Source organism: Micromonospora sp. WMMD1102 (assembly GCF_029626265.1).
Classification (GTDB): Bacteria; Actinomycetota; Actinomycetes; order Mycobacteriales; family Micromonosporaceae; genus Plantactinospora.
In genome coordinates this window covers 5237613-5263608 of sequence record NZ_JARUBN010000001.1, presented here as the reverse complement: position 1 = coordinate 5263608, position 25996 = coordinate 5237613, and the positions used below count along the sequence as shown (strand labels likewise).

At 72.6% G+C, this 25996-nt stretch carries 22 protein-coding genes; 12 read left to right on the top strand and 10 right to left on the bottom strand.

The features are described 5' to 3' along the window. The first annotated feature begins 462 nt into the window (after positions 1–462). A complete protein-coding gene (locus O7626_RS23540; protein WP_278063275.1) occupies positions 463–1476 on the top strand; it encodes a LacI family DNA-binding transcriptional regulator in 1014 nt (337 codons plus the stop codon). 15 nt (positions 1477–1491) lie between these two features. On the opposite strand, the gene O7626_RS23535 is transcribed toward O7626_RS23540, so the two are convergent. Next, a complete protein-coding gene (locus tag O7626_RS23535) occupies positions 1492–1953 on the bottom strand; it encodes a hypothetical protein (protein ID WP_278063274.1) in 462 nt (153 codons plus the stop codon). Positions 1954–2125: 172 nt separating this feature from the next. Between O7626_RS23535 and O7626_RS23530 the strand changes: the two genes are divergently transcribed. Both O7626_RS23530 and O7626_RS23525 read left to right on the top strand, forming a co-directional pair. After that, a complete protein-coding gene (locus O7626_RS23530) occupies positions 2126–3526 on the top strand; it encodes an NAD(P)-binding domain-containing protein (protein ID WP_278063273.1) in 1401 nt (466 codons plus the stop codon). Continuing rightward, the gene (locus tag O7626_RS23525) at positions 3523–4329 is read left to right on the top strand and encodes an alpha/beta fold hydrolase (protein ID WP_278063272.1); all 807 of its coding nucleotides are present in this window, start codon (positions 3523–3525) and stop codon (positions 4327–4329) included. The genes O7626_RS23530 and O7626_RS23525 overlap by 4 nt, the downstream gene beginning before the upstream one ends. 73 nt (positions 4330–4402) lie before the next feature. On the opposite strand, the gene O7626_RS23520 is transcribed toward O7626_RS23525, so the two are convergent. Then, on the bottom strand, positions 4403–5818 hold the full coding sequence (locus O7626_RS23520; protein ID WP_278063271.1) for a trehalose-6-phosphate synthase: 1416 nt from the start codon (positions 5816–5818) through the stop codon (positions 4403–4405). 185 nt (positions 5819–6003) lie between these two features. Further along, complete coding sequence (locus O7626_RS23515) at positions 6004–6858, bottom strand: DUF308 domain-containing protein (RefSeq protein ID WP_278063270.1); 855 nt, start codon at positions 6856–6858, stop codon at positions 6004–6006. Positions 6859–7111: 253 nt separating this feature from the next. Between O7626_RS23515 and O7626_RS23510 the strand changes: the two genes are divergently transcribed. Next, entirely contained in the window at positions 7112–7852 is a 741-nt protein-coding gene (locus O7626_RS23510) for a lysophospholipid acyltransferase family protein (RefSeq protein ID WP_278063269.1), read from the top strand. An 85-nt stretch (positions 7853–7937) separates the two neighbouring features. On the opposite strand, the gene O7626_RS23505 is transcribed toward O7626_RS23510, so the two are convergent. After that, positions 7938–11504 (bottom strand): adenylate/guanylate cyclase domain-containing protein, encoded by a 3567-nt coding sequence (locus tag O7626_RS23505; RefSeq protein WP_278066280.1) that lies wholly within the window; start codon positions 11502–11504, stop codon positions 7938–7940. Between the two features lie 343 nt (positions 11505–11847). On the opposite strand from O7626_RS23505, the gene O7626_RS23500 reads away from it, so the two are divergent. Next, positions 11848–12045: a hypothetical protein gene (locus tag O7626_RS23500; protein WP_278063268.1), complete on the top strand. Its 198-nt coding sequence runs from the start codon at positions 11848–11850 to the stop codon at positions 12043–12045. Between the two features lie 233 nt (positions 12046–12278). Here O7626_RS23500 and O7626_RS23495 read toward each other — a convergent pair whose 3' ends face one another. Continuing rightward, positions 12279–12971, bottom strand: coding sequence for a Crp/Fnr family transcriptional regulator (locus O7626_RS23495; RefSeq protein WP_203868553.1), 693 nt, complete (start codon positions 12969–12971; stop codon positions 12279–12281). A gap of 494 nt (positions 12972–13465) precedes the next feature. Here O7626_RS23495 and O7626_RS23490 point away from each other — a divergent pair, with 494 nt between their 5' ends. The 4 genes from O7626_RS23490 (at position 13466) to O7626_RS23475 (ending at position 16569) form a co-directional block, all read left to right on the top strand. After that, positions 13466–13975 carry a polyadenylate-specific 3'-exoribonuclease AS gene (locus O7626_RS23490; protein ID WP_278063267.1) on the top strand — a complete coding sequence of 170 codons (510 nt, stop codon included), beginning with the start codon at positions 13466–13468 and terminating at the stop codon, positions 13973–13975. Between the two features lie 220 nt (positions 13976–14195). Then, positions 14196–15224: a 6-phosphofructokinase gene (locus O7626_RS23485; protein WP_278063266.1), complete on the top strand. Its 1029-nt coding sequence runs from the start codon at positions 14196–14198 to the stop codon at positions 15222–15224. 127 nt (positions 15225–15351) lie between these two features. Next, a complete protein-coding gene (proC, locus tag O7626_RS23480) occupies positions 15352–16170 on the top strand; it encodes a pyrroline-5-carboxylate reductase (protein ID WP_278063265.1) in 819 nt (272 codons plus the stop codon). 48 nt (positions 16171–16218) lie between these two features. Continuing rightward, complete coding sequence (locus tag O7626_RS23475) at positions 16219–16569, top strand: DUF2203 domain-containing protein (RefSeq protein WP_278063264.1); 351 nt, start codon at positions 16219–16221, stop codon at positions 16567–16569. 89 nt (positions 16570–16658) lie between these two features. On the opposite strand, the gene O7626_RS23470 is transcribed toward O7626_RS23475, so the two are convergent. The 4 genes from O7626_RS23470 to O7626_RS23455 all read right to left on the bottom strand — a co-directional run bounded on the left by O7626_RS23470 (position 16659) and on the right by O7626_RS23455 (position 20151). Next, entirely contained in the window at positions 16659–17369 is a 711-nt protein-coding gene (locus O7626_RS23470) for a class F sortase (protein ID WP_278063263.1), read from the bottom strand. Positions 17370–17485: 116 nt separating this feature from the next. Next, the gene (locus O7626_RS23465) at positions 17486–18499 is read right to left on the bottom strand and encodes a DUF4397 domain-containing protein (RefSeq protein WP_278063262.1); all 1014 of its coding nucleotides are present in this window, start codon (positions 18497–18499) and stop codon (positions 17486–17488) included. A 216-nt stretch (positions 18500–18715) separates the two neighbouring features. Continuing rightward, entirely contained in the window at positions 18716–19627 is a 912-nt protein-coding gene (locus O7626_RS23460) for a hypothetical protein (protein ID WP_278063261.1), read from the bottom strand. Between the two features lie 32 nt (positions 19628–19659). Further along, positions 19660–20151: a glutathione peroxidase gene (locus O7626_RS23455; protein WP_278063260.1), complete on the bottom strand. Its 492-nt coding sequence runs from the start codon at positions 20149–20151 to the stop codon at positions 19660–19662. 290 nt (positions 20152–20441) lie between these two features. On the opposite strand from O7626_RS23455, the gene O7626_RS23450 reads away from it, so the two are divergent. Together O7626_RS23450 and O7626_RS23445 are read left to right on the top strand one after the other, a co-directional pair. Continuing rightward, complete coding sequence (locus O7626_RS23450; protein WP_278063259.1) at positions 20442–22061, top strand: glycosyl hydrolase family 18 protein; 1620 nt, start codon at positions 20442–20444, stop codon at positions 22059–22061. Positions 22062–22210: 149 nt separating this feature from the next. Beyond that, positions 22211–22729, top strand: coding sequence for a 2'-5' RNA ligase family protein (locus tag O7626_RS23445; protein WP_278063258.1), 519 nt, complete (start codon positions 22211–22213; stop codon positions 22727–22729). A gap of 111 nt (positions 22730–22840) precedes the next feature. Here the strand turns inward: O7626_RS23445 and O7626_RS23440 are convergent, their stop codons facing one another. Continuing rightward, the gene (locus O7626_RS23440; protein WP_278063257.1) at positions 22841–23476 is read right to left on the bottom strand and encodes an RICIN domain-containing protein; all 636 of its coding nucleotides are present in this window, start codon (positions 23474–23476) and stop codon (positions 22841–22843) included. A gap of 218 nt (positions 23477–23694) precedes the next feature. Between O7626_RS23440 and O7626_RS23435 the strand changes: the two genes are divergently transcribed. Further along, entirely contained in the window at positions 23695–25641 is a 1947-nt protein-coding gene (locus tag O7626_RS23435) for a tetratricopeptide repeat protein (RefSeq protein ID WP_278063256.1), read from the top strand. Positions 25642–25996: the final 355 nt, after the last annotated feature.

The following is a 25996-nucleotide window of genomic DNA, read 5'->3' as shown; positions in this document are numbered from 1 at the left end:
GTGCCCTTTGCCGTCCCGCGACCGGGCGCCCGTGCACGCCTGGGGGCGCCAGCTCGGGCCAGACTGGAAGCGCTTCCAGTTACAGTCTATCTATTGATGTCGATTCAATGTTGGGCATGTGACGAGCAGAAGTCAAGGTTGCACCCGTCGGGCCCGGATCCGGTGCGTCGCCAATGTCAGGCCGATACTGGAACCGCTTCCAGCGCTACGGCACCGGTCTCGGCCAGCGGCACCGAACTCGTACGGCCGGCGACGCGCGCCCCGGACCGACACCCGGGCGCCCCCGGGGCGCGCGACGTGGCCGTGTCGACCTTGATCGCTGAAGGTCGATATCATCTACCGGCGACGCCAGCCCCGCCGGTAGCCGGTTCGGCGCCGACCGAGCCACGCCGGGTGCCCCCGTCGTCGGCCTGTCTCCGACGTTAGGCAACCGACGTTAGGCAGGAAGGACGCGGCGGCAGGATGGGAACAGGGACGACCCGGCGCCAGCCCACGCTCGACGAGGTGGCCGCACGTGCCGGTGTGTCACGCTCCGCCGCGTCCCGGGTCCTCAACAAGGCGCCACACGTCAGCCGCGCCACCCGGGAGGCCGTCGAGAAGGCCATCAAGGAGTTGGGTTACCTGCCCAACCGCACCGCTCGGGCCCTTGCCACCCGGCAGACCGGAATCGTCGCCCTCGCCATCTCCCACGACGACCCCGAACTCTTCGCCGATCCGTTCTTCGGCCAGGTCATCGTCGGGGTCTCCGCGGCGCTCGAGGAGACCGACCTGCACCTGTTGCTGTGCCTGGCCAGCTCCGGCCGGGGCCGGTCCCGGCTCACCAACCTGCTGAACACCCGGGGCGTCGACGGCATCATGCTGATGGCGCTGCGCGGGGACGACCCGCTGACCCACATCGTGCGCCGGGCCGGCCTGCCGGCCGTGTACGGCGGTCGGCCGTTGCACTTCAAGCCGCAGTGGTATGTCGACTCCGACAACCTCGGCGGGGCGCGGCTCGCCACCGAGCACCTTCTCGGCCTCGGCCGAACCCGCATCGTCACCATCACCGGCGAACTGGGCACCGAGGCCGGCGCGGCCCGCTACCGGGGCTACCGGGAAGCGATGATCATGGCGGGTCTGCCTCCGTACGGCGTGGCGGAGGGTGACTTCACCGAGGCCAGCGGCGCTGCGGCGATGAAGGCGCTGCTCGACGACCACCCGGATCTCGACGCCGTCTTCGCCGGCAGCGACAACATGGCGGCCGGCGCCCTGCGGGTGCTCGCCGATTCGGGCCGGTCCGTGCCGGCGGACGTGGCGGTCGTGGGCTTCGACGACCTGGGGATAGCCGGACGCACCGATCCGCCGTTGACCACGGTCCACCAGTCGATCCAGGCGTTGGGCAAGGAGATGACCCGGGTGCTCGTCGAGGTGATCGCGGGGCGGGAGACCGCCTCCCTCATCCTGCCCACCAGACTGGTGCTGCGCGACTCCGCGTGACCGCCGGCGCCCGGCCTACCCGGGGGCGAGCTGCTGGGTCAGCCGGTCCAGGCCGCTTCTGATCAGCTGCCCGTACTCGTCGTCGCCGAGCGCGTCGATCCCCGCCCGCGCGTGCCCGAGGTGTTCCCGGGCCCGGTCGAGGTCGCCGAGCTTGCGGTAGCAGTCGGCCAGGTTGAGATGCAGCGACGGGTACAGGCCGGCCACCCGCATCGGCACCCCGGCCTGCGCGAGCCGGGCGTCGGTGAGCAGGTCGACCGCTGCCAGCGCCCGCCGATCCCAGAGCAACTCCTGGGGTACGTCGTCCTGCACGTCGGCCATCGCGTGCGCGAGGACGCAGACGTGCAGCGGATCGCCCCGTTCCCCGCCGATCTCGTCCCAGATCTGTGCGAACAGGTCCCGCGCGGCCTCGCGCCGGCCCTGCTGGTGGTGCGCCTGCACCCCCTCGTTGATCCGGGCCAGTGTTGCGTCGACGATCATCGGCTGCTCCTGCACGGCCTCGCGGGTCGAGACGGCGTGGACCGCCGCTCTGGCTACGTCGACTGACGGTACTTGCCCGGAAGTGGCGCGCGTTGGGCTGGACAAGGACGACGGCAGCCGAGAGGATTCCCCCGCACGTCGGCACTCGTGCCGGACAAAAGGAGATTTCTCGGTGTCCACCTTCAGCGACCAGGAGAGCAACGACCCGGCCGCGACCCTCTGGCGGGACGGACGCCCGGTCTACGACCGGGGCGGCACCGTCTGCGTGATCGGCGCCGGGGCCACCGGCCTCACCGCGATCAAGAACCTGAAGGAGTACGGCTTCGGCGTCGACTGCTACGAACGGGAGACCGGCGTCGGCGGGGCCTGGAACTGGCGGCACGACCGCAGCCCGGTCTACGCCAGCACCCACCTCATCACGTCCCGCCCGCTCACCGAATACCCCGACTTCCCGATGCCGGACACCTGGCCGGACTATCCACACCACAGCCAGCTGCTGTCCTATCTGGAGCACTACGCCGACCACTTCGACCTGCGGCCGCACATCTGGTTCGGCACCGAGGTCGTCCGGGTCGAGCCGGCCGAGGGCGACCGGTGGGACGTCACCACCCGCAGCACCGGCGGCTACGGCGCCGAGCGCACCTCCCGGTACGCGGCGGTGGTGGTGGCGAACGGGCACAACTGGTCGCCGAAGACACCGGCCTACGAGGGGCTGGAGGAGTTCCGGGGCAAGGTGATCCACGCCTCGGCGTACAAGGACGCGACCCAGATCCGGGGCAAGCGGGTGCTGGTGGTCGGGGCCGGCAACACCGGCTGTGACATCGCCGTCGAGGCGGGACAGCAGGCGGTCAAGTGCTGGCACTCCACCCGGCGCGGCTACTGGTACGCCCCGAAGTACGCCTTCGGCCGCCCCGCCGACCAGGTCAACGACTCACTGGCGCCCTACCGGCTGCCGTTGCGGCTGCGGCAGTGGCTCTTCCACCGGGTGCTGAAGCTGACCGTGGGCGACCTGACCCGGTTCGGACTGCCCCGCCCCGACCACCGGGTCTTCGAGACCCACCCGATCGTCAACAGCCACCTCGTGCACCAGCTCGGGCACGGTTCGATCACGCCGGTGCCGGACGTCGCCCGGTTCCGTCGCAACAGCGTGACCCTGGTCGACGGGCAGGAGGTCGAGCCGGACCTGGTGGTCTTCGCCACCGGTTACCTGCCGCGTTTCGAGTTCCTGGCGCCGGAGCTGCTCGGCACCGACGCGTCCGGCCGGCCCGCCCTCTATCTGAACGCCTTCCCCCGGCGGCATCCGACGCTGGCGGTGGCCGGCCTGCTCCAGCCGGACTCCGGCCTGCTGCCGCTGGTGCACTGGCAGTCGGTGCTGATCGCCCGCTGGCTGCGGCTGCGCGAGGCCGCGCCGGAGCGGGCCCGCACGTTCGCCGCCCGGGTGGACGCCGAGGCCGGCAACCGGTGGCACCCCGCCAAGGTGAAGGAGAGCACCCGGCACTGGTTCGAGATCGGGCACGTCGACTACCTGCGTACGGTGCAGCGCACCCTGGACGAGCTGGAGGTGCCGGCGTGAAGACCCGGGTCGTACGGGTGCGGGACTGGACCCGCCCGGTGCCGGCGGTGTTCCGGGAGGTACGCGCGGCCACCCCGGAGGCGCCGGAGGGGAAACCGCCGCTGCTGTTCGTACCCGGGTTCGGGCACGGGGCGTGGGCGTTCGCCGAGAACTGGCTCGAACACGCCGCGACCCGGGGCTTTCCGGCGCACGCGGTGAGCCTGCGCGGGCACGGCGGCAGCGGGCGGGCGCCGAAGGCGACGCTGCGGGCGTACGCGCACGACGTGGTGCAGGTGGCGACCGGCCTGGACCGGCAGGCGGTGCTGGTCGGGCACGGTGCCGGCGCGCTCGTGGTGGCCCACGCGCTGGCCCGCTATCCGGCCCGCGCCGGTGTGCTCGTCGCGCCGGTCTTCGGCGGCTGGAGCACCTTCGGTGCCGCGCTGCTGCGCAATCCGGCCGGTACGCTGCCGGCGGTCTTCGGCGGCCCGCTCCGGCTGAGCCACCGGCAGTTGTTCAGCCGGGAGCTGCCGGACGCGGCGGCCCGGGAGTACACCGCCCGGCTGGGCCGGGCCTCGGCGCGGGCGCAGTGGCAGTTGCTCCGGCAGCGGCCGGCGGAGCCGGCGGTGGGCCGGCCGCCGATGCTGGTGCTCGGCAGTCCCGACGACCGGGTGGTGCCGCCGTCGGCGCTCACCCGGGCGGCCGGCCGGTACGGCGTCGCCCCGCTGCTCTTCCCCGGCATGGGTCACGACATGATGCTGGACGCCCGCTGGCGCGAGCCGATCGACGCGATCCTCGACTGGCTCGACAAGGCTTCCACCGGCTGACCCGGGCAGTCGGTGATCAGGGAGCGTCCGGCCTGCTGCGGCGAGCCGAACGCTCCCTCGGCACGGAAGAGGGTCAACTGGTGGTGAGGCGGCGGACGAGGGTGCCGGTCTGGTCCAGGGCGGTCAGGTAGGAGCGGGCCCAGGCCCGGATGTCGTTCACCCGCAACTGCTCGCGCATCGCGGTCATCCGGGCGGTCAGGTCGGCCGGGATGGCCTGGAGCGCGTGCATCAGGGTCAGCTTCAGCCCTTCCAGGTCGTGCGGGTTGACCAGGAACGCCTCCGGGAACTCGGCGGCCGCCCCGGCGAACTCGCTGAGCAGCAGCGCACCGCCGTTGTCGACCCGGGCCGCCACGTACTCCTTGGCGACCAGGTTCATCCCGTCCCGCAGCGGGGTCACCGCCATGATGTCGGCGGCCCGGTAGAGCGCGACGAGTTCCGCCCGGTCGAACGGCTGGGTGAGGTAGTGGATCGCCGGCTCGCCGACCCGGCCGAACTCGCCGTTGATCCGGCCGACCTCGCGCTCGACCCGGTCCCGGAGGATCTGGTACTGCTCGACCCGCTCCCGGCTCGGCACCGCCACCTGCACCATCACGGTGTCGCGTACCTTCACGTGCCCGGTGGCCAGCAGCTCGCTGTACGCCTTGAGCCGCTGCTCGATGCCCTTGGTGTAGTCCATCCGGTCCACGCTGAGCAGTACGTGCTGCGGGTCGCCGAGGTCCCGCCGGATCCTGGCGGCCCGGGCGACCACGTCGGGGCGGTCGGCCAGCGCCTCCATCTCGGTCATGTCGATCGAGACCGGGAAGGCGCCGATCCGCACCACCCGGTCGTCGACGGCGATCCGCCGGTCGGTGGCGGTCAACCCGAGCACCTTGGTGGCGAGCTGGGCGAAGTTGTGCGCCGCCTGCGGGCGCTGGAAGCCGACCAGGTCGGCGCCGAGCATCCCGAGCAGCAGTTCGGCCCGGCGGGGGAGCTGCATGAACAGCTCCGGTGGCGGGAACGGCACGTGCATGAAGAAGCCGATCCGCAGGTCGGGTCGGGCCGCCCGGAGCAGGGCGGGCACGAGTTGCAGGTGGTAGTCCTGCACCCAGACCAGGGCGCCCGGCTCGGCGGCCTCCGCCGCCGCCTCGGCGAACCGCTGGTTGACCCGCTGGTACGCCTCCCACCAGCGGCGGTGGTAGACCGGCTGCTCCACCGCGTCGTGGTAGAGCGGCCAGAGCGTCGCGTTCGCGAAGCCCTCGTAGTGGTCCCGTACGTCGTCGCCGGCCAGCGGCACGGTGTGCATGCGTACGCCGTCGACGTCGGCGAGCATCGGTGCGGGACCGGTGCCGCCGGCCCAGCCGACCCAGGTCGCCGGGGTGTGTTGGAGTAGGGGGTGCAGTGCGCTGACCAGCCCACCGGGGCTGCGGCGCCATTCACAGGCGCCGTCCGGCGCCACACTGTCGTCGACGGGCAGCCGGTTGGCCACCACCACGAGGGAACTCTGTCGCAATCGGGCACCTCGTTCCGGGGCGAGGCGACCACCGCGAATAGGAGCGATCGGGGCAGTCGTGAGGGGAAGGTAACTGACAGCAGTATTCCTACTGAGGCGAAATTACGCGAGTGTTACGCCCTGGCTCCACGGGGTGATGAATCTCGCGATCTGGACAGCGGGGGACGGCGGGGGACAGGCGGGGCTCAGACCACCGCTCCGTCGTCCGGGTCATCGTCGGGCTCGTTGCCGGGCCGCAGCCGCCAGATCAGCGTCACGAACCCGGTGAGGATGCCGGCGAAGCCGAGCATGGTGACCAGCCCCCGGTCGATCGGGAGCAGGTGCGGGAAGAGGAAGAGGGCGAAGCCGGCGACCAGGGCCAGCACCCCGACCACCGCGTACTTCGACAGCCGGGGCAGCGGCGGCGGCATTGGCGGGACGTAGCGCTCGTCGTCCGGGTCGCCGGGCAGGTCCGCGCCGAAGGTGTCCAGCCCGTCGAGCAGCGACGGCTCGTCGGCCCGGCCGCCGACCGAGATGCCGGAGAACTCGGTGGCCGAGGGGAGCCGGCGTACGCCCGGTTCGGCCGGACCGGCGGGGTCGGTGCCCGGCCGGGCGGTGCCCGTCCCGGCGGGCCGGTCGGTCGACTCGGCGGCCGCGACGTCCTCGACGGCGGGCCAGGACCGGGAGTCCGCCGCGACCTCGGTGTGGTAGCCGGCGACGATCCTAACCCACTCCGCCTCCACGTCCGGGTCCGGATCCTGGCGCGGAGCCGGCGGCTGGCCGGGCGGGTCCTCGTCGGCGAGCTGGGTCAGGTAGTCCCGGGCGGTGGCCAGGAAGCTCCGGTCGACGTAGAGCCGGTCCACCGGCCGGGGCGGCACGATGGTGGTCCGGGTCACCGGGTTGAGGTCGGCGGACGGCTGGAGATAGGCGGCGATCCCGCCCGCGGCCAGTACGTCGAGCAGGTGCTCGCCGAGCCGCGGGTCCACGTCGCCGGCGACGGCGTACTCCGTCGCCTCCAGCCCGTTGTCCCGCCGTCCCCGGCGGGCGCCACCCGCTGACACCCCGACACCCTCCCTTACCGGCCTGTGCCGCGTGGCCGTGTCGCCGACCGCTCGCGCCGCATGTGCCGTGCAATGAATCGTGACACGGCGGGCACGGGTTGCGGGAGTGCGTTGTGGCGCGGCGTACCCGCTTCGTAGGCTTCTTGCCGACAGTTCCCGCCCGCGGACACCGGCCCCGCTCGACGCGTACCCGTGCGTCCTGCCCGGCCGGCGGCCGACGTGGGGACGCGCGGGACGCTCGGGAAGGACACTGGTGCTGTACGGGCTGATGAAGTACGTCATCCTCGGGCCCTGGCTGAGGTTGATCTTCCGGCCGCAGGTCGAGGGGAGGGAGAACGTCCCCGCCTCCGGCCCGGCGATCATCGCCAGCAACCACCTGTCGTTCTCCGACTCGATCTTCATGCCGCTGATGGTCAAGCGAAAAGTGACCTTCGTCGCGAAGGCCGAATATTTCACCGGCAAAGGGCTGAAGGGCTGGCTGGTGAAGATGTTCTTCGTGGGCACCGGCACCATCCCGGTGGACCGCACCGGCGGCCGGGCCGCGCAGGCGGCGCTGGACACCCAGCTCGAGGTGCTCCGCTCCGGCAACCTCGCCGGAATCTACCCGGAGGGCACCCGCTCGCCGGACGGCCGGCTCTACCGGGGCAAGACCGGGGTGGCCCGGCTCGCCCTGGACAGCGGCGCCCCGGTCGTCCCGGTGGTGATGCTCAACGCCGACGAGATCCAGCCGCCCGGCAAGCTGCTGCCGAAGATCAAGCGGGTCAGGATCAGGTTCGGCCGCCCGCTGGACTTCTCCCGGTACGCCGGGATGGGCGGCGACCGCTTCGTGGAGCGGGCCATCACCGACGAGATCATGTACGAGCTGATGGAACTCTCCGGCCGGGAGTACGTCGACATCTACGCCCAGAAGATCAAGACCCAGCAGCCGCGGACGGCGGTGACGGCGGCCGGCAATCTGCCCGCCGACTCGCCCGCCGACTCCCTGGCCGCCTGACAGCCACCCGAGCCGACGGAGCCACCCGAGCCGCAGCGAGCCTCTCGCTGGCGGGTTCGGCGTGGGTCCGGCATGGGAGGTCGCCTCAGGAGGCGAGCATCGGGGTTTCGGTCTCCTGGGCGGGCGGGGGGTGGCCGAGCCGGAGCAGGCCGGGCACCCTGTTGCGCAGTGCGAAGGCGCGTACCTCGGCCAGCGCCATCTCGGCGGCGGAGTCGTCGCCGGCCAGCGCCAGCTGCTGCGCGGCGAGCGCCAGCCCGAACATCCGGTCGGTCGCGTCCGGGATCTGGCCGTAGCTCTCCGCCGCCGCGAGATAGAGCTGGCCGGCCCGCTCGTGGTCGCCGTCCGCGCCGGCGAGCGCGGCCGTCACGGTACGCACCGCCGCCTCCACCCAGAGCGTCGAGTGGGTGACCGCGTCCAGCATGCCCCGGAGACGCACCGCCGAGTCCCGGCCGGTGAGCGCGGCGGCGTACGAGGCGGCCGGCAGCCACTCCCCGCTGGCCAGGGCCGGCACGGTCGCCCACGAATCGGTCAGCTCCGCCAGCAGGTCGGCAGCCTCGCCGGTGCGCCCCTGTAGCGTCCGGCAGAACGCGCCCAGGGCCAGCATGTTCCAGTGCAGCCGGTGGAAGCCGCTGCGCCGGGCGGTCTGCAACGCGTCCGCCACGTCGTCGGGGGAGCCCACCTCGGGCCGACCGGCCGGCGTCCCGCCCGTGGTCCCGCCCGGCACCGGCTCGTCGCGCAGCACCCGCAGGTAGGCCCGCATGCCGCGGATCTGCATGTCCCAGCGGCCGGCCGGGGTGTCCACGAACCCGTCGGCGATCGTCAGCAGCCGCCCGACGTCGCCCTCCCAGTAGGCGCGGGCGGCCTCCGCCGAGCCGCCGGTCGACAGCGCCTCGGCCTCGGCCAGCGCCGGGCAGAAGGCGACCAGTTCGTCGGCGCGGATCCAGTCGCCCTCCTCGCGCATCGCGTGCGCGAGGTTGCGTACCACCCGGGGCAGCACGACGAGCTGGGAATCCTGGCAGAACCGCAGGATGCTGTGCAGTTCGTCCAGGCCGGCCCGGTCACCGGCCTGGTAGCGGGCGGTCGCCACGGTGATCCGGGCGTCGGTCTGCACCTCGACCAGGCCGAGCCGTTCGGCGATGTCCGCCGCCGCGCCGGCCGCCGCCACCGCCGGGTCGCGCTCGTAGTTGAGCATGTGCAGCCGACCCAGCTCGGCGTAGGCGTCCGCCTTCTGGGCGGTGTCCGGCAGCGCGTCGAACAGCTCCCCGGCCCGGTCCAGGCAGGACAGTGCCCCGGCCCGGTCGGCCCGCAGCCAGGCGGCCTTGCCAAGCAGCGTCCAGGCCCGCGCCGCGCCACCCGTCTCCTGGTACGCGAAGAGCCGGTCGGCGAGCGCGTGCAGCTGGTCGGTGCCGCCACCGGCCAGGAAGGCGGTGCCGTCGCGGAAATAGGAGATCTCGGTGAGCAGCAGTTCCAGGTGCAGCCGGCCGACCGGATCGCTGTCGTCGGCCAGCCCGAGCGCCCGCCCCGCGTGGTTGGCGGCGGCGTCCAGCGCGTGCAGCGCGTACGCCCGGCGGGCCGCCCGGTGCAGCGCCTCCCGGGCCGGTGGCGCGTACCGTTCGGTGTCCACCCCGAGGGTGTGCGCGATCTCGTGCGCCGCCCAGCGGTGGTGGGCCAGCACCTCGGCCAGGTCGGTGTCCCGACCCCGGGACATGCTGTCCAGCCAGTCCGCGGTCCGGTCGTGCCGGGCGACCCGCTCGGTCCGGGGCAGCCGCTGGTAGCAGACGTCCCGGACCAGCACGTGCCGGAACCGGAACTCGGGTTGGCCGGCCATCGCCGAGGTCGCCTGCTCGTGCACGAAGTCCCGCTGCTCCAGCCGGCGCAGCGTCCGTTCCACCGACTCGACCGACTGACCGAGCGCTGCCGCCACCGCCCCCGGCCAGAACTGCACGCCGACCACCGAGGCGGCCAGCAGCACCATCCGGTCCGGGCCGTCGAGCAGGTCCACCCGGTTGGCGATCACCGAGTGGACGCTGTCCGGCATCGCCAGGTCGGGCTGCTTCTCCAGCGACCAGCCCCGGCCGGACTGGCGCAGTGCGCCCTGCTCCATCAGCATCCGGACGTACTCGTGGGCGTAGAGCGGGTTGCCGTCGGCCACCTCGACCAGCGGGCTGAGCATGTCGGTGGAGAAGGCCGCCTGGCCGAAGATGTGCCCGTAGAGCGAGGCGATGCCGGTGTCCCGCAGCGGCGGCAGGGTCACCGTCATCGAGCCGGTGATGGTGCCGGCCCAGCTCGGCTCCCGGTTGACCAGCTCGGGGCGGGCGGTGCAGAGCAGCAGCAGCGGCACGTTCTGCGCGTACGCCCCGAGCAGCTCGACGAAGTTCAGCATCGCCTCGTCGGCCCAGTGCAGGTCCTCGAAGACGAGTACGGTCGGCTGGCGGGCGGCGAGCGCGACCAGGAAGCGCCGCCACGCCGACTCGGACTCCTCGGCCGGCAGGGTCGGGCCGGGCAGCCCCACCACCGGACGGAGCGCGTCCATCAGCCGGTCCGCCGGCCCCGGGCCGACAAGTTCGACGAGTGCCGTCTCCAGCCGTCGGGTGGCGACCGGTGCCGGATCGGTGTCCAGGATCCCGGCCTCGGCCTTGACGATGTCTGCCAGCGCGGCGAACGTGACGTTCTCGCCGAACGGCGGACAGCGGCCGACCCGCCAGGTGAGCGGCTCGTCGGTCAGCCGCTCGGTGTGCCGGAACAGCTCCCGGACCAGCCGGCTCTTGCCGATGCCGGCGTGCCCGAGCACCGTCACCATCTGCGGCAGCCGGTCCCGGATCGACCGGTGCAGCGCGTTCACCAGCAGCCCCAGCTCGTGCTCCCGGTCGATCAGCGGGGTGGTGTCCGGCTCCCGGTCCGGCGGCTGCCGGTCCACCGGGGCGAGCGCCAGCCAGACCTCGGTCGGCGAGGAGCGGCCGCGCAGGGTGACCGGCGCCTGTTCGGAGTAGCGGATGGCGTCCCGGGTGAGCGCGTACGTGGTGCCGCAGACGAGTACCCCGCCGGGCGGCGCCACCGACTGCATCCGGGACGCCGTGTTCACCACGTCACCGGCCACGATGGCCTGTCCGCCGTCCCGGGCGGCGGCCACGTCCACCAGCGCCTCGCCGGTGGCCACCCCGACCCGGAAACGCAGGTGGTCGGCGCCGGTGGGGGTGAACCGGGTCAGCACCCGCTGCAACTCCAGGCCCGCCCGCACACAGCGCAGCGGGTCGGTCTCGGTCGCCACCGGCGCCCCGAACAGCGCCATCACGGCGTCGCCGATGTACTTCTCCACCACCCCGCCGTACTGTCCGATGACCCGGCGGGCCGCCGCGAAGAAGGCCGTCTGCATGCCCCGGACCAGTTCCGGGTCGGCCCGTTCGACGTACGGGGTGAAGTCGATGAGGTCGACGAAGAGCACGCTGACCCGCCGTCGGTCCTCCTGGGACATCGTGGCCGGTCGGCCGGGCGGGTTCGGGCGCGGTTTGCCGCAGGCCGTGCAGAACGCGGCATCGGGAGACAGTGGCCGGTCGCAGTGCGGGCAGGCCGGGGTCAGCTCGGTGCCGCAGCCGCCGCAGAAACGGTCGCCGACGGCGGCGATCCGGCCGCATCTGGTGCAGTTAGCGGTGATGCCGTCCTCCTACAGCGTCGAAGGGACGTGCTGTCCGGGCGAAACTGACGCCGTCCGGCCGCAGCCGTCACGCCGTCCGGCCGTGGCCCCTACACCGCCCGGCGGTGGCCGTGGCCGTTACGCCGTTCGGCCGTTGCCGTCACGCCGTCCGGCCGTGGCCGCCGGCCCGGGGGTTCCGGCGAACCGCCGGCAGTCGTGCGGGCGGGAGTTCGCCACCGCCGAGTATCGGCGCCCGCGCCGGTGTCGGGAACCGGGCTGTTAGCTAGCGGACAGTCCCACCCATAGTGATCCAAGATACAGTCATTGGCGCCGACCGATCGACGATTTATCAGGGAGATGGGCAATGGTGTACGTCCGACTGGAAAAGGAATGGACCGACGGCGACGGCGTCGGCCACTCCTCGGGGGACATGATCGACGTGGACGCCGCCACCCTGGCGAAGCTCCAGGCCGCCGGCATCGTCGGCGGTGAGAACCCCGACTGGCCGGGGGCGACCGGTGGCGGCAGCCGGGACACGACCAACTGGCCGGGGGCGACCTGACCGGTCCCGCGCACTGCGCTGTGAGGGCGTTCCGGAAACCGTGGCGGGTCTTCCGGAGCGCCCACCGTCGTTTCCGGGCCGGAACACCGCCCCTCCCCGATCCGGGGCAGTGGGGCGACCGGGCCCGCCGACCGGACACAGTAGAGGGCGCTGGCGGGCAGGGGCGCGGGACCGGTTCGGCCCGGTCGGCGTTCGGCCGTGCCGACCCGGTGACGCAGCCCGTCGGCGCCCGGTCAGCGCTCGGCCATGCCGGCCCGGCGACGCAGCGCCGCGACGTCGGTCACCACGATCCGCCGCCCCTCGGTGCGCAGCCAGCCCCGGCTGGCGAACGACCCGATGGCCTGGTTGACGCTCTGCCGCGAGCCACCGGCCATCTCGGCCAGCTGGCTCTGGTTCAGCTCGATCGTGATCATCGGCGCCTGGCTCTCGCCGGCCAGCCGGACCAGCGTCTTGGCGACCCGACCCGGCAGGTCGAGGAAGACGTGGTCGGCGTTCTGCTCGGTCAGCCGCCGGATCAGCCCGCCGAGCGACCGCATCACCGCGTCGAGGATGCGCGGGTTGGAGTGGACCAGTTCCATGAAGGCCCCACGGGACAGCGCCAGCGCGGTGCAGTCCTCGATGGCCTCGGCGGACGCCGACCGGGTGGAGGCGTCCAACAGGGACACCTCGCCGAGCACGTCCGGCGGGCGGATGACGTTGAGCACCGCGCGCTCGCCGGTCGGGGCGGTGCGGAACACCGCGACCGCTCCCCGGCGCAGGACGATCAGGGACTCGCCGGGATCGTTCTCGACGAAGAGCAGCTGCCCCTTGCGGTAGGTGCGCGGCACCGCCGCGGCGATGACCCGCTGGCGCACCTCTGGCTCAAGGCCGGCGAACATCTCGACGCCGGTGAGGGCGTCGCCCGGCTCAGGCAGGCGAACCTCCACGGCTCAACCCCTCCCCGGTAAATAACCACAGTTTGCTCTCGGACGACCCGCAACCGACCGAAGAAGCAAGGTGAAACTGATACCGGTAGGGTCCGGTAGCGGTACACATCAGATCATGACGGTCGTGTCGCTTGCTGTACACCCCCGAAATCACTTCTGTGACAGTTCTGTCGCTGAGCAGGGCGCATTCTGACGTCAGATCCGCCACTGGGTGGGGACCGTACGGGGGCGTGGCGGAGCCTTGGGGGCGCGGGGAGCCGCGACCGGCCGGAGGGCATGCCAAGAGCCCGCTGGTCGGCCGCGGCGGACCCGGGGTCCGGCCGGCGTGGGGGCGCTGGCCGGGCCGCAGGGAGGGCGTGGTGATCCGCCGACACCTCAGGATCACCACGCCGGCCTCCCGCCCGCCGTACTCCGACCGGCACGTCGGCGCCGAATGGTGGAAATTCCACCCCCGATTCCCGTAGGGCGGGACGGATGGGCGAAGATGGCGGGCGATGGTCTACCGCTATTTCTACGACTGCGAGTTCATCGAGGACGGCCGGCTGGTCGACCTCGTGTCAATCGGTGTCGTCGACGAGTACGGTCGCGAGTTCTACGCGGTCTCCACCGAGTTCGACGACTCCCGGGCGGTGCCGTGGGTACGCCGGCACGTCCTGGACAAGCTGCCGTCGCCGGCCGACCGGGCGTGGCGCTCCCGGGAACGGATCCGGGACGACCTCTACGAGTTCCTGATGGAGCCGGTCCGGGGCCGGCCGGGGGAGAAACTGGAACTCTGGGCCTGGTACGCGGCGTACGACCACGTGGCGCTGGCCCAGCTCTGGGGGGCGATGCCGGCGTTGCCCCGGGAGATTCCCCGGTTCACCAAGGAGTTGCGCCAGCGCTGGGAGGACCAGGGCAGCCCGCCGCTGCCGGACGCCGCCGCCGACCGGCACGACGCGCTTGTCGACGCCCGGCACAACCTCGCCCGCTGGCAGGCCATGCATCCCCGCCCGGCGCCGTCCTGAGCGCGACTCGTGATCGTTTCGGCTCGTACCGCCCGCCGGCCGCCCCGATGACCGGTTCGGCCCCGGACGGTGGCCGGGGCGCGGTGGTCCGGCTCGGGGCGGGCGACTACAGTGCGCAATGACGGCCCGCCCCGGGCCGGCAACGACGCCGACGGTCTGACCTGACTTTCACCCTGGGGCTTGACGGGCTCATCCGAAGCTCCTGGAGGAGAAGCAGATCATGCGTATCGGCGTGCTCACCGGTGGTGGTGACTGCCCGGGTCTGAACGCGGTGATCCGAGCGGTGGTGCGTAAGGGCGTCGCCACCTACGACCACGAATTCGTCGGGTTCCGTGACGGCTGGCGCGGCCCGCTGGAAGGGCTGACCAAGCCGCTCGGGATCGCGGAGGTGCGGGGCATCCTGCCGCGCGGTGGCACCATCCTCGGCTCCTCCCGGACCAACCCGTTCAAGATCGACGGCGGGGTCGAGCAGATCAAGACCAACCTGGCCGAGCAGGGCGTGGACGCGCTGGTGGCGATCGGCGGCGAGGACACCCTCGGCGTCGCCACCAAGCTGCACGAACTCGGCGTCCAGGTGGTCGGCGTACCGAAGACGATCGACAACGACCTGGGCGCGACCGACTACACCTTCGGGTTCGACACCGCCGTGAACATCGCGATGGAGGCGATCGACCGGCTGCACACCACCGCCGAGAGCCACCACCGCACCCTGGTCGTCGAGGTGATGGGCCGGCACGCCGGCTGGATCGCCCTGCACGCCGGCCTGGCCGGTGGCGCGAACGTGATCCTGCTGCCCGAGCGGCAGTTCGACGTCGACCAGGTCGCGACCTACGTCGAGAAGCGCTTCCAGAAGCAGTACGCGCCGATCGTGGTGGTCGCCGAGGGTGCCCAGCCGCTCGACGGGCAGATGCGGCTGCAGAACCAGGAACTCGACTCGTTCGGGCACGTCCGGCTCGGCGGCATCGGGCAGTGGCTCGCCGAGCAGCTGGAGGCGAAGACCGGCAAGGAGGCCCGGACCGTCGTACTCGGGCACATCCAGCGCGGCGGCACCCCGACCGCGTTCGACCGGGTGCTCGCCACCCGGCTCGGCCTGTCGGCGATCGACGCCGTGCACGAGGGCGACTGGGGCAAGATGGTCGCCATGCAGGGCACCGACATCGTCCGGGTTCCGCTGGCCGAGGCAACCCGTGAGCTGAAGACCGTGCCGCTGGAGCGCTACACCGAGGCCGAGGTCTTCTTCGGCAGCTGACCGCCTGTCGTGCCGGGTTGGGCCGCCGCGCCCGGTCCGAGGGGTCAGCTTGATCTCTCCGCCGGGTGCGGCGGGCCAACCCGGATTCCCGCCGAGCGGAACGGCTTCCACCCGAGGAGGAGGAGCGATGGCACCGGGAGCGCACACCGTCGCCGTGATCGGCACCGGCAAGATCGGCGAACTGATGCTCTCCGGGCTGCTCCGGGCGGGCTGGCCGGTGGACCGGCTGCTGGCGACCACCCGGCGGCAGAGCCGGGCCGAGGAGATCGCCACCCGGTACGGCGTACAGGTGGTGGAGAACCTGGTGGCGGTCGCCGAGGCGGACGTACTCGCGGTCTCGGTCAAGCCGCAGGACGCGGACGCGCTGCTCGACGAGATCGGTGCCAAGGTACCGGCCGACAAGCTGGTGGTCTCGCTCTGCGCGGGGCTGCCGACGAACTTCTTCGCCCGGCGGCTGCCCGACGGCACCCCGGTGATCCGGGTGATGACCAACACGCCGGCCCTGGTCGACCAGGCGATGACGGCGATCTCCGCCGGAGTGCACGCCACCGCCGCACACCTGGAACTCGCCGAGGAGATGTTCCGGCCGCTGGGCGCGACCATCCGGGTGCCCGAATCCCAGCAGGACGCGGTGACCGCGCTGTCCGGCTCCGGCCCGGCGTACTTCTATCTGCTGGTCGAGGCGATGGTCGACGCCGGCATCCTGCTCGGGCTGCCCCGCCAGGTCGCGCACGAGCTGATCGTGCAGACCGCGATCGGCTCGGCGGTGATGCTGCGGGACTCCGGCGAGCACCCGGTGAAGCTGCGCGAGGCGGTCACCTCGCCGGCCGGTACCACCATCTCGGCGATTCGCGAGCTGGAGAACCACGGCGTACGTGCGGCGCTGCTGGCCGCGCTGGAGGCCGCCCGGGACCGGGCGCGGGAAATCGCGGCACAGAACGACTGAGCCGTACGTCGGGTCCGCCGTCGGCCCCGGGTGCTCCATACTGTGCGCGTGTTCACCCTTGCCCAGGCACGTCACCTGATCGCGACGTTGCGGCCGCGGATCGACGAGCTGATCGTGCTCCGCGCCGATCTGGCCGAGCTGCGGGCCGACCTGGCCGACCGGGGAGCGAGCCCGCTCGGCGGACTGGCCGAGGTGAAGGGCCTGGAGGCGCGGATCTTCGGCATCCTGGAGGAGCTGACCGGGCACGACATCCAGGTCAAGGGCTTCGCCCCGGTGCTGCTCGACTTTCCGGGCGAGCGGGACGGCCGGCCGGTGCTCTGGTGCTGGCTGGAGGGTGACAGCGACCTGCGCTGGTATCACCGGGTGGAGTGTGGCTTCTCCGGCCGCCGCCCCGTCTGACCCACCCCACCTCCGCCGCGCCCTGCGAGGAACACACTAGATCTTGATTGATCGTGGTCGGGAGAACGACGACAAGTCATCAAGATCGGTCAGTCGGCGGCCGATCCGGGGAGCACCACCGGCTGGTCGGCGACGGCGAAGACCACCAGGTTGTCCCGGTAGTGCCGGGTGGGCCGGTCGAAGACGCCGGCACAGGTGATCAGCCGCAGCTCCGCCCCGGGGGTGGGCCCGTAGACGGCGTCGGTGGGAAACTCGTCCTTGGCGTGCCGGCTGGCGCCGGTCACCCGGAACGGGATCCACCGGCCACCCCGCCGCACCTCGACCCGGTCGCCCGGTCGCAGTTCCGACAGCCGGGCGAAGACCGCCGGTCCGGTGGCCGAGTCGACGTGCCCGGCGAGTACCGCCGGCCCGACGTCCCCGGGTGCGGTGCCGGCGGCGTACCAGCCGGCCTCGGTGAAGCCGCGTGGGGCGGCGAGCCGGCCGGACCGGTTCAGCCGCAGCCGGGTCAGGGTCGCGTCGACCCGGATCCTCGGGATGCGGATCCGGGTCGGCGCCCCGGCGGCCGGCCGGTCCACCATCCCCCCGGCCGGGCAGCCGTCCCGACAGTCCGGCGCTGTGCCACCGGGCGGGGCAGCGGCCGGTGCCGGCAGCGTGCCCGACCCGGGTGGCGCGTCCGGGCCTGGCGGCGCGTCCGGGCCTGGCGGCGCGTCCGGGCCTGCCAGCGTGACCGGTGCCGTCGGTGGTGTGGCCGACGGCGGGACTGGCAGCGCGTCGCCGGCCAGCGCTAGCCCCAGACTCACCCCGAGAACCGCGCAGAGTAGCAGGTTGACCCCGTCCGGCCCGGTCCGTCCCGCCCTCTCGAGCGATCGATCCACCGTCGCGCGGCCTGCCGTCACGTGGCGTGGGTGGCCTGCCGTCACGTCGTGCGGCGGCGGCGGAGCGCGGACCTGGTCGCCGCCGCGACCACGACCGCAGCCAGCGCGCCGACCGCGGCCAGCCCGAGCGGGTACGCCGGCGCGCCCGCCCCCGCCGTGCCACCGGCTCCGGCTCCGGCTCCGATGTCCGTGCCGCCGGCTCCGGTCGCCGTGCCGCCTGCTCCGGTGTCCACGCCACCGTCCGGCACCACCACTCCGCCGCGGGCGTCCACCCGCAGTTCCGTGGTCAACCCGCCCGCCTTCGCGTCGAGCACCAGCAGCGAGTAGACCGTCCCGTCCCGCAGGGACACCGGCGTGGTCGTCGGCTTCGCCCCGGTCGCCGACAGCCGCAGCGTGGACCGGCCCGGGGTGACCTGGTGGTAGGACGTGGTGGTGGCGAAGGGTACGCCCTCGGCGATGCTCGGCCCGTCCGCCAGCGCGACGTCGATCACGGGCGCGCGTACCGACGCCTGCACGACGCGTACCTTGGCCCGGCCATCGGCGGGGGAGCTGAGGTCGTCTTCGAGCACCCGCAGCCCCAGGTCGGCGTAGCGGCCGACCCCGGCGACGGTGTACGCCTCCCCGTCACGCACCGAGACGCTTGTGGTGAGCACCGGCGGGTCGTCGGCCGGGGCGCCGGCCCGGCGCATCGCGACCGCGTACGGGCCGGTCGGCAGCGGCAGGTACGGCGAGAGTACGCCGTAGCCGACCGCCTCGAACACCTGCGGTTCGGCCGTGCCCTCGGCCGGGCCGAGGTAGACGTCGACGGCCGGCGTGTCCGGGGACAGGTGGGCCAGCCGGACGTAGCCGACCCGCGCGCTGGTGCCGAGCGTGATGGTGCCGCCGAGTGCAGTGGTGCCGCCGACCGGGGTGGTGCTGCCGAGCGGAGTGGTGCCGCGAGGTGTGGCGTTGGCCGGGGCGGTGGTGACGGCGGACAGTCCGAGTCCGAGTCCGAGGGCGGCGGCTGCCGCGACGATCCGGCGTACCGGCCGGACGGGTCGTTCGAGGTGCTCCATCTCGCCTCCTGGGATGTGGCGGGCAGGGTATCGGCCAGGTGGCCCGGGATGTCGCACCCACGGTCCGTCCGCCCGCCACTGGTCGCGGCCGGGTCTGCGACGGGGACCGGGTGTGCCGGGGACAGGGTGGCGGGGGCTCGACGAGGGGAGCAAGCATGCCACGCCGAGTGATCTAATCGTTACCCGGTGCGCTGGGTGGAACGGACGCCTGGCCGGTCACGTCGGCGGTGGGCAGGGCTGCCGACCGGCGAGTCGGCGGCGGAGCAGCGCCGGGGCGAGCCGGTAGCCGGCGAGCGCGTAGCCGAGCCCGCCGGCCAGTGCGGCGATCGCGGCCAGTTCCGGGTACCCGATCGGGACGCCGCCGTCAGCGCCGCCGTCGGCGGCGTCGAACCCGGCGAGGGCGCCCCAACCGATGGCGACGTGTCCGCTGACCGGCAGCGCCAGCAGCAGCAGCGCGAACGTCGGTACGGCCAGGCGCGGGGTGGCGAGGCTGACCGCTCCGCCGACCCCGATCGACGCCAGGCCCCAGAGCACAAGTACCGCGCAGAGCCGGGACCAGGTGCCGACAAGTGCGCCCAGCCCCACCCCCACGGCGGCGAGCAGCGGGAACATCGCTATCCCGACGGCGATGGCCAGGCGTACCCCGGAGTCGGCCAGCAGTTCGGGGTCGACGGCGAGGCCGGCGGCCGCGACCCGGTCCCGGCTCGGCGGCGGTCCCCAGGCGGACGCCGCCAGCGGGATGCTCACCGCCGCGTTGAGCAGGCCCAGCAGCAGGCCCGCGCCGGCGGCCACGGCCAGTTTGCCGGGGAGCACCTGTCCGGGCTCGGGCACGCCGTCCCGATGTTCGAGTCGGGTCGGCGCGTAGTCGGCCAGCACGAGTACGGCGCCGAGCAGCAGGGCCAGCAGGTGCCCGACCAGGAATCCCGAGGTGGCGGTCTGCACGCCGTCGACGTGGTAGCGGGTCAGGAGTTGCTCGTCGCCCTGCGGGTCGTAGTTGACCCAGAAGTCGTGGTAGCCGGCGTTGAGTGGCATCAGCAGCACGGCGGCGGTGACCAGCAGCGCCGGGGCGACCCACGACACCGGGCTGCGCAGCAGGATCCGGCACTCCCGGCCCACGCCCGTACGCATCCGTCCAGTGTCCGCCAGCCGGGCGGTACCCGCTACCTGGGTAGTACCCGTTCGATGGCGGCGGCGATCTCCGGTGACTCCGGCTCGACCTGGGGTGCGAACCGGGCGACCGTCGTGCCGTCCGGGCCGACCAGGAACTTCTCGAAGTTCCACCGGATGTCGCCGGAGTGGCCGTCGGTGTCGGCGGTGTCGACGAGCGCGGCGTAGAGCGGGTGCCGGCCGGGGCCGTTCACGTCGATCTTCTCGGTTATCGGGAACGTCGCGCCGAAGGTGGAGCGGGCGAACTCGGCGATCTCCGCCGGGGTGCCCGGCTCCTGGTCGGCGAACTGGTTGCTGGGCACGCCGAGCACGGTCAGCCCGCGGTCGGCGTACCTTTCGTGCAGGGTCTGGAGTCCGACGTACTGCGGGGTCAGGCCGCACTTGGAGGCGAGGTTGACCACCAGGACGGCGTTGCCCCGGAACTGGGCCAGGTCGGTGAAGCCGTCGCCGGTCAGTGCTCCGATCTGGACGTCGAAGACGCTCACCGGGTGCCTCCGGGCCGCTCGTCCCCGTGCACCGGTCGCCCGGCCCGAATGGTGCTCGCTTTCCGCTCGGTCATGGTGCAGAGGCTACCGGGCGGCGGTGCGGTCAGGATCGCTTCCCGCCCGGTTCGGTCCGAACCTGTCGCCGGCCGGGTACGGGTGCCGGTGGCGGACCGTTCGCCGGGGCGTGCGCGGCGGATCGAAACATGGACATCTTGACGAAGCGGTGAACTGCTGAGTAGCGTGCGCAGACACTATCTGGAAAGTTTCCTATCAATAAGGGAGACGCCACCATGAGGAGATCCATCCGCCAGGCGCTGTGGGCCGGCGTCGCGGCCGCGGTGGTCGTCGCCGTGGTCCCGATCACCGCGGCCCTCGGCGCCGGCAGCCTGACCACCAGCTTCACCGCCAGCTCTGACTGGGGCTCCGGCCACGAGGTCAGGGTCACCGTCACCAACGGCACCGACGCGCCGGTCGCCAACTGGCGGATCGAGTTCGACCTGCCCAGCGGGACCACCATCGGCAGCTTCTGGGACGCCGACGTCACCCGCAGCGGCAACCGCTACGTGGCGGTGCAGAAGAGCTGGGCGGGTGCGCTCGCCCCGGGCGCCTCGGCCAGTTGGGGCTACGTCGGCACCGGCGGATACCGGGCCCCGGCGAACTGCACCGTCAACGGTGCCGCCTGCGGCGGGGGCGGCACTCCCAGCCCGACCCCCACCACCCCTCGGCCGACGGCGACCCCGACCGCCACCCCGACGCCCCCGCCGACGACCACTCCGCCGCCGACGAACCCGGGCGCGCAGAAGGTGGTCGGCTACTTCGCCCAGTGGGGCGTCTACCAGCGGGCCTACCACGTGAAGAACATCCACACCAGCGGCTCGGCCAGCAAGCTGACCCACATCCTGTACGCCTTCGGCAACACCACCGGCGGCCGGTGCACCATCGGCGACAGCTACGCCGACTACGACCGGGCGTACTCGGCGGCGGAGAGTGTGGACGGGGTCGCCGACACCTGGGACACCGGTGCGCTGCGCGGCAGTTTCAACCAGCTCCGCAAGCTCAAGCGGATGTACCCGCACATCAAGGTGATCTGGTCGTTCGGCGGCTGGACCTGGTCCGGCGGCTTCACCCAGGCCGCGCAGAACCCGGCCGCGTTCGCCGAGTCCTGCCACAACCTGGTCGAGGACCCGCGCTGGGCGGACGTCTTCGACGGCATCGACATCGACTGGGAGTACCCGAACGCCTGTGGCCTGAGCTGCGACGCCAGCGGCCCGAACGCGTTCAAGAACGTGATCTCCGCGCTGCGCTCCCGGTTCGGCTCGGGCAACCTGGTCACCGCCGCGATCACCGCGGACGGCAGCAACGGCGGCAAGATCGACGCGACCGACTACGCCGGTGCGATAAACAATCTCGACTGGCTGATGCCGATGACGTACGACTACTTCGGCGCCTTCGCCGCGCAGGGTCCCACGGCCCCGCACTCGCCGCTGACCTCGTACGCCGGGATCCCGCAGCAGGGCTTCTGGTCCGACGCGGCGATCCAGAAACTCAAGGGCAGGGGCATCCCGGCCAGCAAGCTGCTGCTCGGCATCGGCTTCTACGGCCGGGGCTGGACCGGGGTCACCCAGGCCACCCCGGGCGGTACGGCCACCGGGGCGGCTCCGGGCACCTACGAGGCGGGCATCGAGGACTACAAGGTACTCAAGAACACCTGCCCGACCACCGGCACGATCGCCGGCACGGCGTACGCGAAGTGCGGCAGCAACTGGTGGAGCTACGACACCCCGGCGACCATCGGCGGCAAGATGTCGTACGCCAAGGGTCAGGGGCTGGGCGGGGCGTTCTTCTGGGAACTCTCCGGTGACACCGGCAACGGCGAACTGATCAGCGCGATCTCCAACGGCCTGCGGTAGCAGGGGCGGGGGTGAGCCCCGGTCGTCCCGAGCGGACGGCCGGGGCTCTGCCGTCGGGTGGGCCGGTTCTGCACTCTCGTGCGGGGCGGTACTGCACCGCCGGGCAGAGCCGGGCCGGCGGGTCGCGATCCGCCTCCTAAAGTGGACCGGTGGTCGCCGCCCTGGAGCTGTATTTCGACACCGATGCCACCCGGCGGATCCGGGTGCTCTGGGACGCCCTGGAATCCGAGGGTGTGCAGAGCCTCCGTTCGATGCTGGGGCAGCGGCACCGGCCGCACGTCTCGCTCGCCGTCGCGCCCCGGCTCGACCCGGACGAGGTCGCCGAGGCGCTGAGCGGGACGGTGGTGGCCCCGCCGCTACCGCTCTCCTTCCAGTACGCCGGCCAGTTCGTCGGCCGGGTGCTCTGGCTCGGCCCGAGTCCCACCCCGGAGCTGCTGGCCCACCAGGCGATGGTGCACGAGCGGCTGACCTGGGCCGGCGTCCCGGTCAGCGAGCTTTACCGCCCCGGCCGCTGGGTGCCGCACTGCACCCTGTCGATGCGGGTGCCGAACGCCCTGATGGCGGCGGCGGTGCGGCGCTGCCTGGAGGTGCTGCCGGTCGAGGCGACAGTGGTCGGCGCGGCGGTGGTGGATTACGCCCGGGACATCGCCCGACCGCTCGGTCCGTAGCCGGTGGCAGCCGGCAGATGACGGTCGATTGAGGCAGATGACCGTGGAGCCGGGCGGATGGGGCGGCCGGGTGCCGACCGCCCTACCGTCCGCGCCGAGCGCCACCCCGGGCTAGCCGATGATCACCGGAGTGGGATCGTGGATCTTCCACATCTGGTTGAAGGCGTTCCATTCGGTGGTGGCCGAGATGCATTGCCACTGCTGCAACACACCCTGCTGGGCGGGCCGCCCGGACGGCGCGGCGACGTCCAGGCACATGCCGGTCTCGCGGTTCTTGATCAGCACGAACCAGGAGCCGAAGCACTGACCGGTGCAGGGCCGGTGGAAGACCTCCTGGGTGAACCACTCGCCCGGGGCGTAGCCGGCGGAGCAGTGCGGGAACTGGATGATCGGCGTGCCGTTGTCGTAGAACCCGGCCCGCCAGTCGAGCATCAGGCACTGGCCGGAGTGCCGGGCCCTGATCCGGAAGAAACCGCCGCCGCTGTCGAGCAGGTCGAACTCCTGCGAGGCGCTGGTGTTGTCCGGCCACAGGAAGACCCCCTGGTGGGTCGCCGTGGAGGCCCACATCACGTCGGCGCGAAGGGGGCCGTGGCCACTCACCAGCTCCCTGCGGAGGGTGTCCGCGTAGGCGGGCGTTGGCGCGACGAGCAGCGCCGCCGCGATGGCCAGGACCGTCAGGACGGCCCCGACCACTCGACTTCTGCGCGCCGCCGACGGGCGGGCCGATGTGTTGCCGGTACTGAGCATGCTTCCTCCCCGAAAGCGGAAACGAGGTACCCGCGATCCCCGCCAGCGGTTGTCGGCGGGAGCCGGGACTGCCTGACGTCGACTGTTCCGGTGCCGGCGGGCTGTCCGGCGGAATCCCGAACGATTCCGCACAGCTATGTCTGGTGGCCGACAGTCGCTGGCGGCGGCTGGTTAGCGTGAGCGGCCCGGGAACGGCGCCGGGGGCGGGAGGTGGACGTATGAGGGCTGGACAGCAGGTGGTGGAGAGCTTCGTGGCGTTGCCCGATCCCGGACGGGCCAGCACCCTTGACGACCTCGTCGAACGGTTGCGCGCGCTCAAGGTCTGGGCCGGCGACCCGTCGTACGAGAACATCAAGGACCGGGTGAACGCGGCCTGGACCGAGGCGGGCCGGCCGGCCGGCGAACTGGTCGGAAAGACGACCGTGGTGGACTGCTTCCGGCCCGGCCGGCGGCGGTTGAAAATCGACCTGGTCGTCGCCGTGGTCCGGGCGCTGCATCCGGATCCCGGCTACGTGACGCAGTGGCAGCAGGTGCTCCAGGTGGTCGGCGGGGAGACCCGGGCGGCGGCGCAGGTGCGGGTGCGGGCCGGGCTGCCACCGGACCTGGCCGGCTTCACCGGCCGCACCGCCGAGATGGACGAACTTCGGCGTACCCTCTGCCCCGAGCATGCCGAAGGCGGGGTTGACGTCCCGGTCGTCGTCGCGATTGCCGGGATGGCCGGCGTCGGCAAGACGCAGCTGGCGATCCGCGCCGGGCACCTGCTCGCCCGGGGTCGGCCGTTCGACCGGGTTCTCTTCGTCGACCTGCGCGGATTCCATCCCGACCCGGTCCAGCCGCCGGCCGATCCGGCCGCCGTGCTGGACGGCTTTCTGCGCCTGCTCGGGACGCCGGGCCAGCGGGTGCCGCACGACCTGCCGGCCCGGGTCGCCGCCTACCGGGACCGGCTCGCCGGCAGCCGCACTCTGGTGATCCTGGACAACGCCGCCGACGCCGACCAGGTCCGTCCGCTGCTGCCGGAGACCCCGAACTGTCCGGTACTCGTCACCAGCCGTCGTCGCCTCACCGGGCTGCCGTCGGCGACGCAGTTGACCGTCGACGCGTTCACCCCGTACGAGGCGGTCGTCTTCCTGAGCCGGGCCGCGCCGGGTACCCCGGTTGGTCGGGATCCGGGCGCGCCGGCCCGGATCGCCCAGCGCTGCGGTCACCTGCCGCTGGCGTTGGTGCTGGTCGCCGCGCACATCCGGGGCACGCCCGGTTGGACGTTGACCGACCATGCGGAACGACTCGACGAACGCCACCACGAGGGACGGCTGGAGGTCGGGATCGAACTGGCCCTCGACCTGTCCTACCGGCACCTGTCCGCTGAGGAGCGGCGGTTGCTGCGGCTGGCGGCGGCGCACCCCGGCCAGGACCTCGACGGGTACGCGGCGGCGGCGCTGACCGCCACCGACCCGGCCACCGCCCGGCGCCGGCTGGACCGGCTCTGCGCCGACCACCTGCTGGAGCAGGGCGCATCCGGGCGGTACGGCTTCCACGACCTCGTCCGGGGATACGCGCTGGGCCGGTCCAGGGACGAGGACCCGCCCGGCGACCGTCGCGACGCCCTCACCCGGCTGTTCGACTTCTACCTGGCGACCTGCGCCGCCGCGACGGAGCTGCTCGCCCCGGTCGAGGTCGTGGCCCCGGCCGAGGTTGTGCCCCCGCTGCCGACCTTGCCGACCTCGGGTGTTCCGGGACTGAGCACTCCGGTGCTGTCCGGTCCGGACGCTGCGCGGGCGTGGTTGGACACCGAACGTCCCACCCTGGTCGCCGTGGCCGGGTACACCGCCCGGAACGGCTGGCCCGGCCACACCACCCGGCTGTCGGGCAGCCTGTTCCGCTACCTCGACGGCGGCCAGCACGCCGACGCGCTGACCGTGCACGGGTACGCCCGCCAGGCCGCCCGCCGCTGCGGGGACCTGCGCGCAGAGGCGTGGGCGCTGGCCCGCCTTGGTGCGGCCCATCTGCGGCTGCGCCGCTACGCGCCGGGGGCGGAGCACCTCCGGCAGGCGTTGCGGCTGTTCCAGGAGATCGGCGACCACGCTGGTGAGACGTGGACGCGGAATGTCCGGGGCGGCCGGAACTGGCACAGCCGCTTGGTCACGAACCGCCGTGCCACCGGCTAGCTGGTCGGACGGTCGGTGGGTTCTCCGGCCCCCACCCGAACGCCTCGAAGCCCGCCCCGAGCGTCTGCTCCGTCGGCGCCGCTCATCGATGACGCCACGAGCTGTGGTCGACTGATGGCAGTTCGTGTAGCAGGTCCGGCTGGGGATACCTCGCTGCGCAGACTGTCGAGCTGGGTGCACAAACGGGGCGCGACAATCCGGACATCCGCTCGGCGGTGACCTTCGCTGTCTATGTCCCCCCGTTCCCTCGAACTCCTCCCGTTCCCTCGACCTCCTCCCTCCTCCTCGGTAACGGCGTCGCTCGCGAGAGTGGGCGCACAGGCGGGGCAGCTCGACAGTCTCGTCGGCTGACTGG

Coding starts and splice junctions, on each gene's coding strand:
- O7626_RS23540 (WP_278063275.1), top strand. CDS start 463: ATGGGAACAGGGACGACCCGGCGCCAGCCCACGCTCGACGAGGTGGCC.
- O7626_RS23535 (WP_278063274.1), bottom strand. CDS start 1,953: ATGATCGTCGACGCAACACTGGCCCGGATCAACGAGGGGGTGCAGGCG.
- O7626_RS23500 (WP_278063268.1), top strand. CDS start 11,848: ATGGTGTACGTCCGACTGGAAAAGGAATGGACCGACGGCGACGGCGTC.
- O7626_RS23490 (WP_278063267.1), top strand. CDS start 13,466: ATGGTCTACCGCTATTTCTACGACTGCGAGTTCATCGAGGACGGCCGG.
- O7626_RS23485 (WP_278063266.1), top strand. CDS start 14,196: ATGCGTATCGGCGTGCTCACCGGTGGTGGTGACTGCCCGGGTCTGAAC.
- proC (WP_278063265.1), top strand. CDS start 15,352: ATGGCACCGGGAGCGCACACCGTCGCCGTGATCGGCACCGGCAAGATC.
- O7626_RS23465 (WP_278063262.1), bottom strand. CDS start 18,499: ATGGAGCACCTCGAACGACCCGTCCGGCCGGTACGCCGGATCGTCGCG.
- O7626_RS23460 (WP_278063261.1), bottom strand. CDS start 19,627: ATGCGTACGGGCGTGGGCCGGGAGTGCCGGATCCTGCTGCGCAGCCCG.
- O7626_RS23450 (WP_278063259.1), top strand. CDS start 20,442: ATGAGGAGATCCATCCGCCAGGCGCTGTGGGCCGGCGTCGCGGCCGCG.
- O7626_RS23440 (WP_278063257.1), bottom strand. CDS start 23,476: ATGCTCAGTACCGGCAACACATCGGCCCGCCCGTCGGCGGCGCGCAGA.
- O7626_RS23435 (WP_278063256.1), top strand. CDS start 23,695: ATGAGGGCTGGACAGCAGGTGGTGGAGAGCTTCGTGGCGTTGCCCGAT.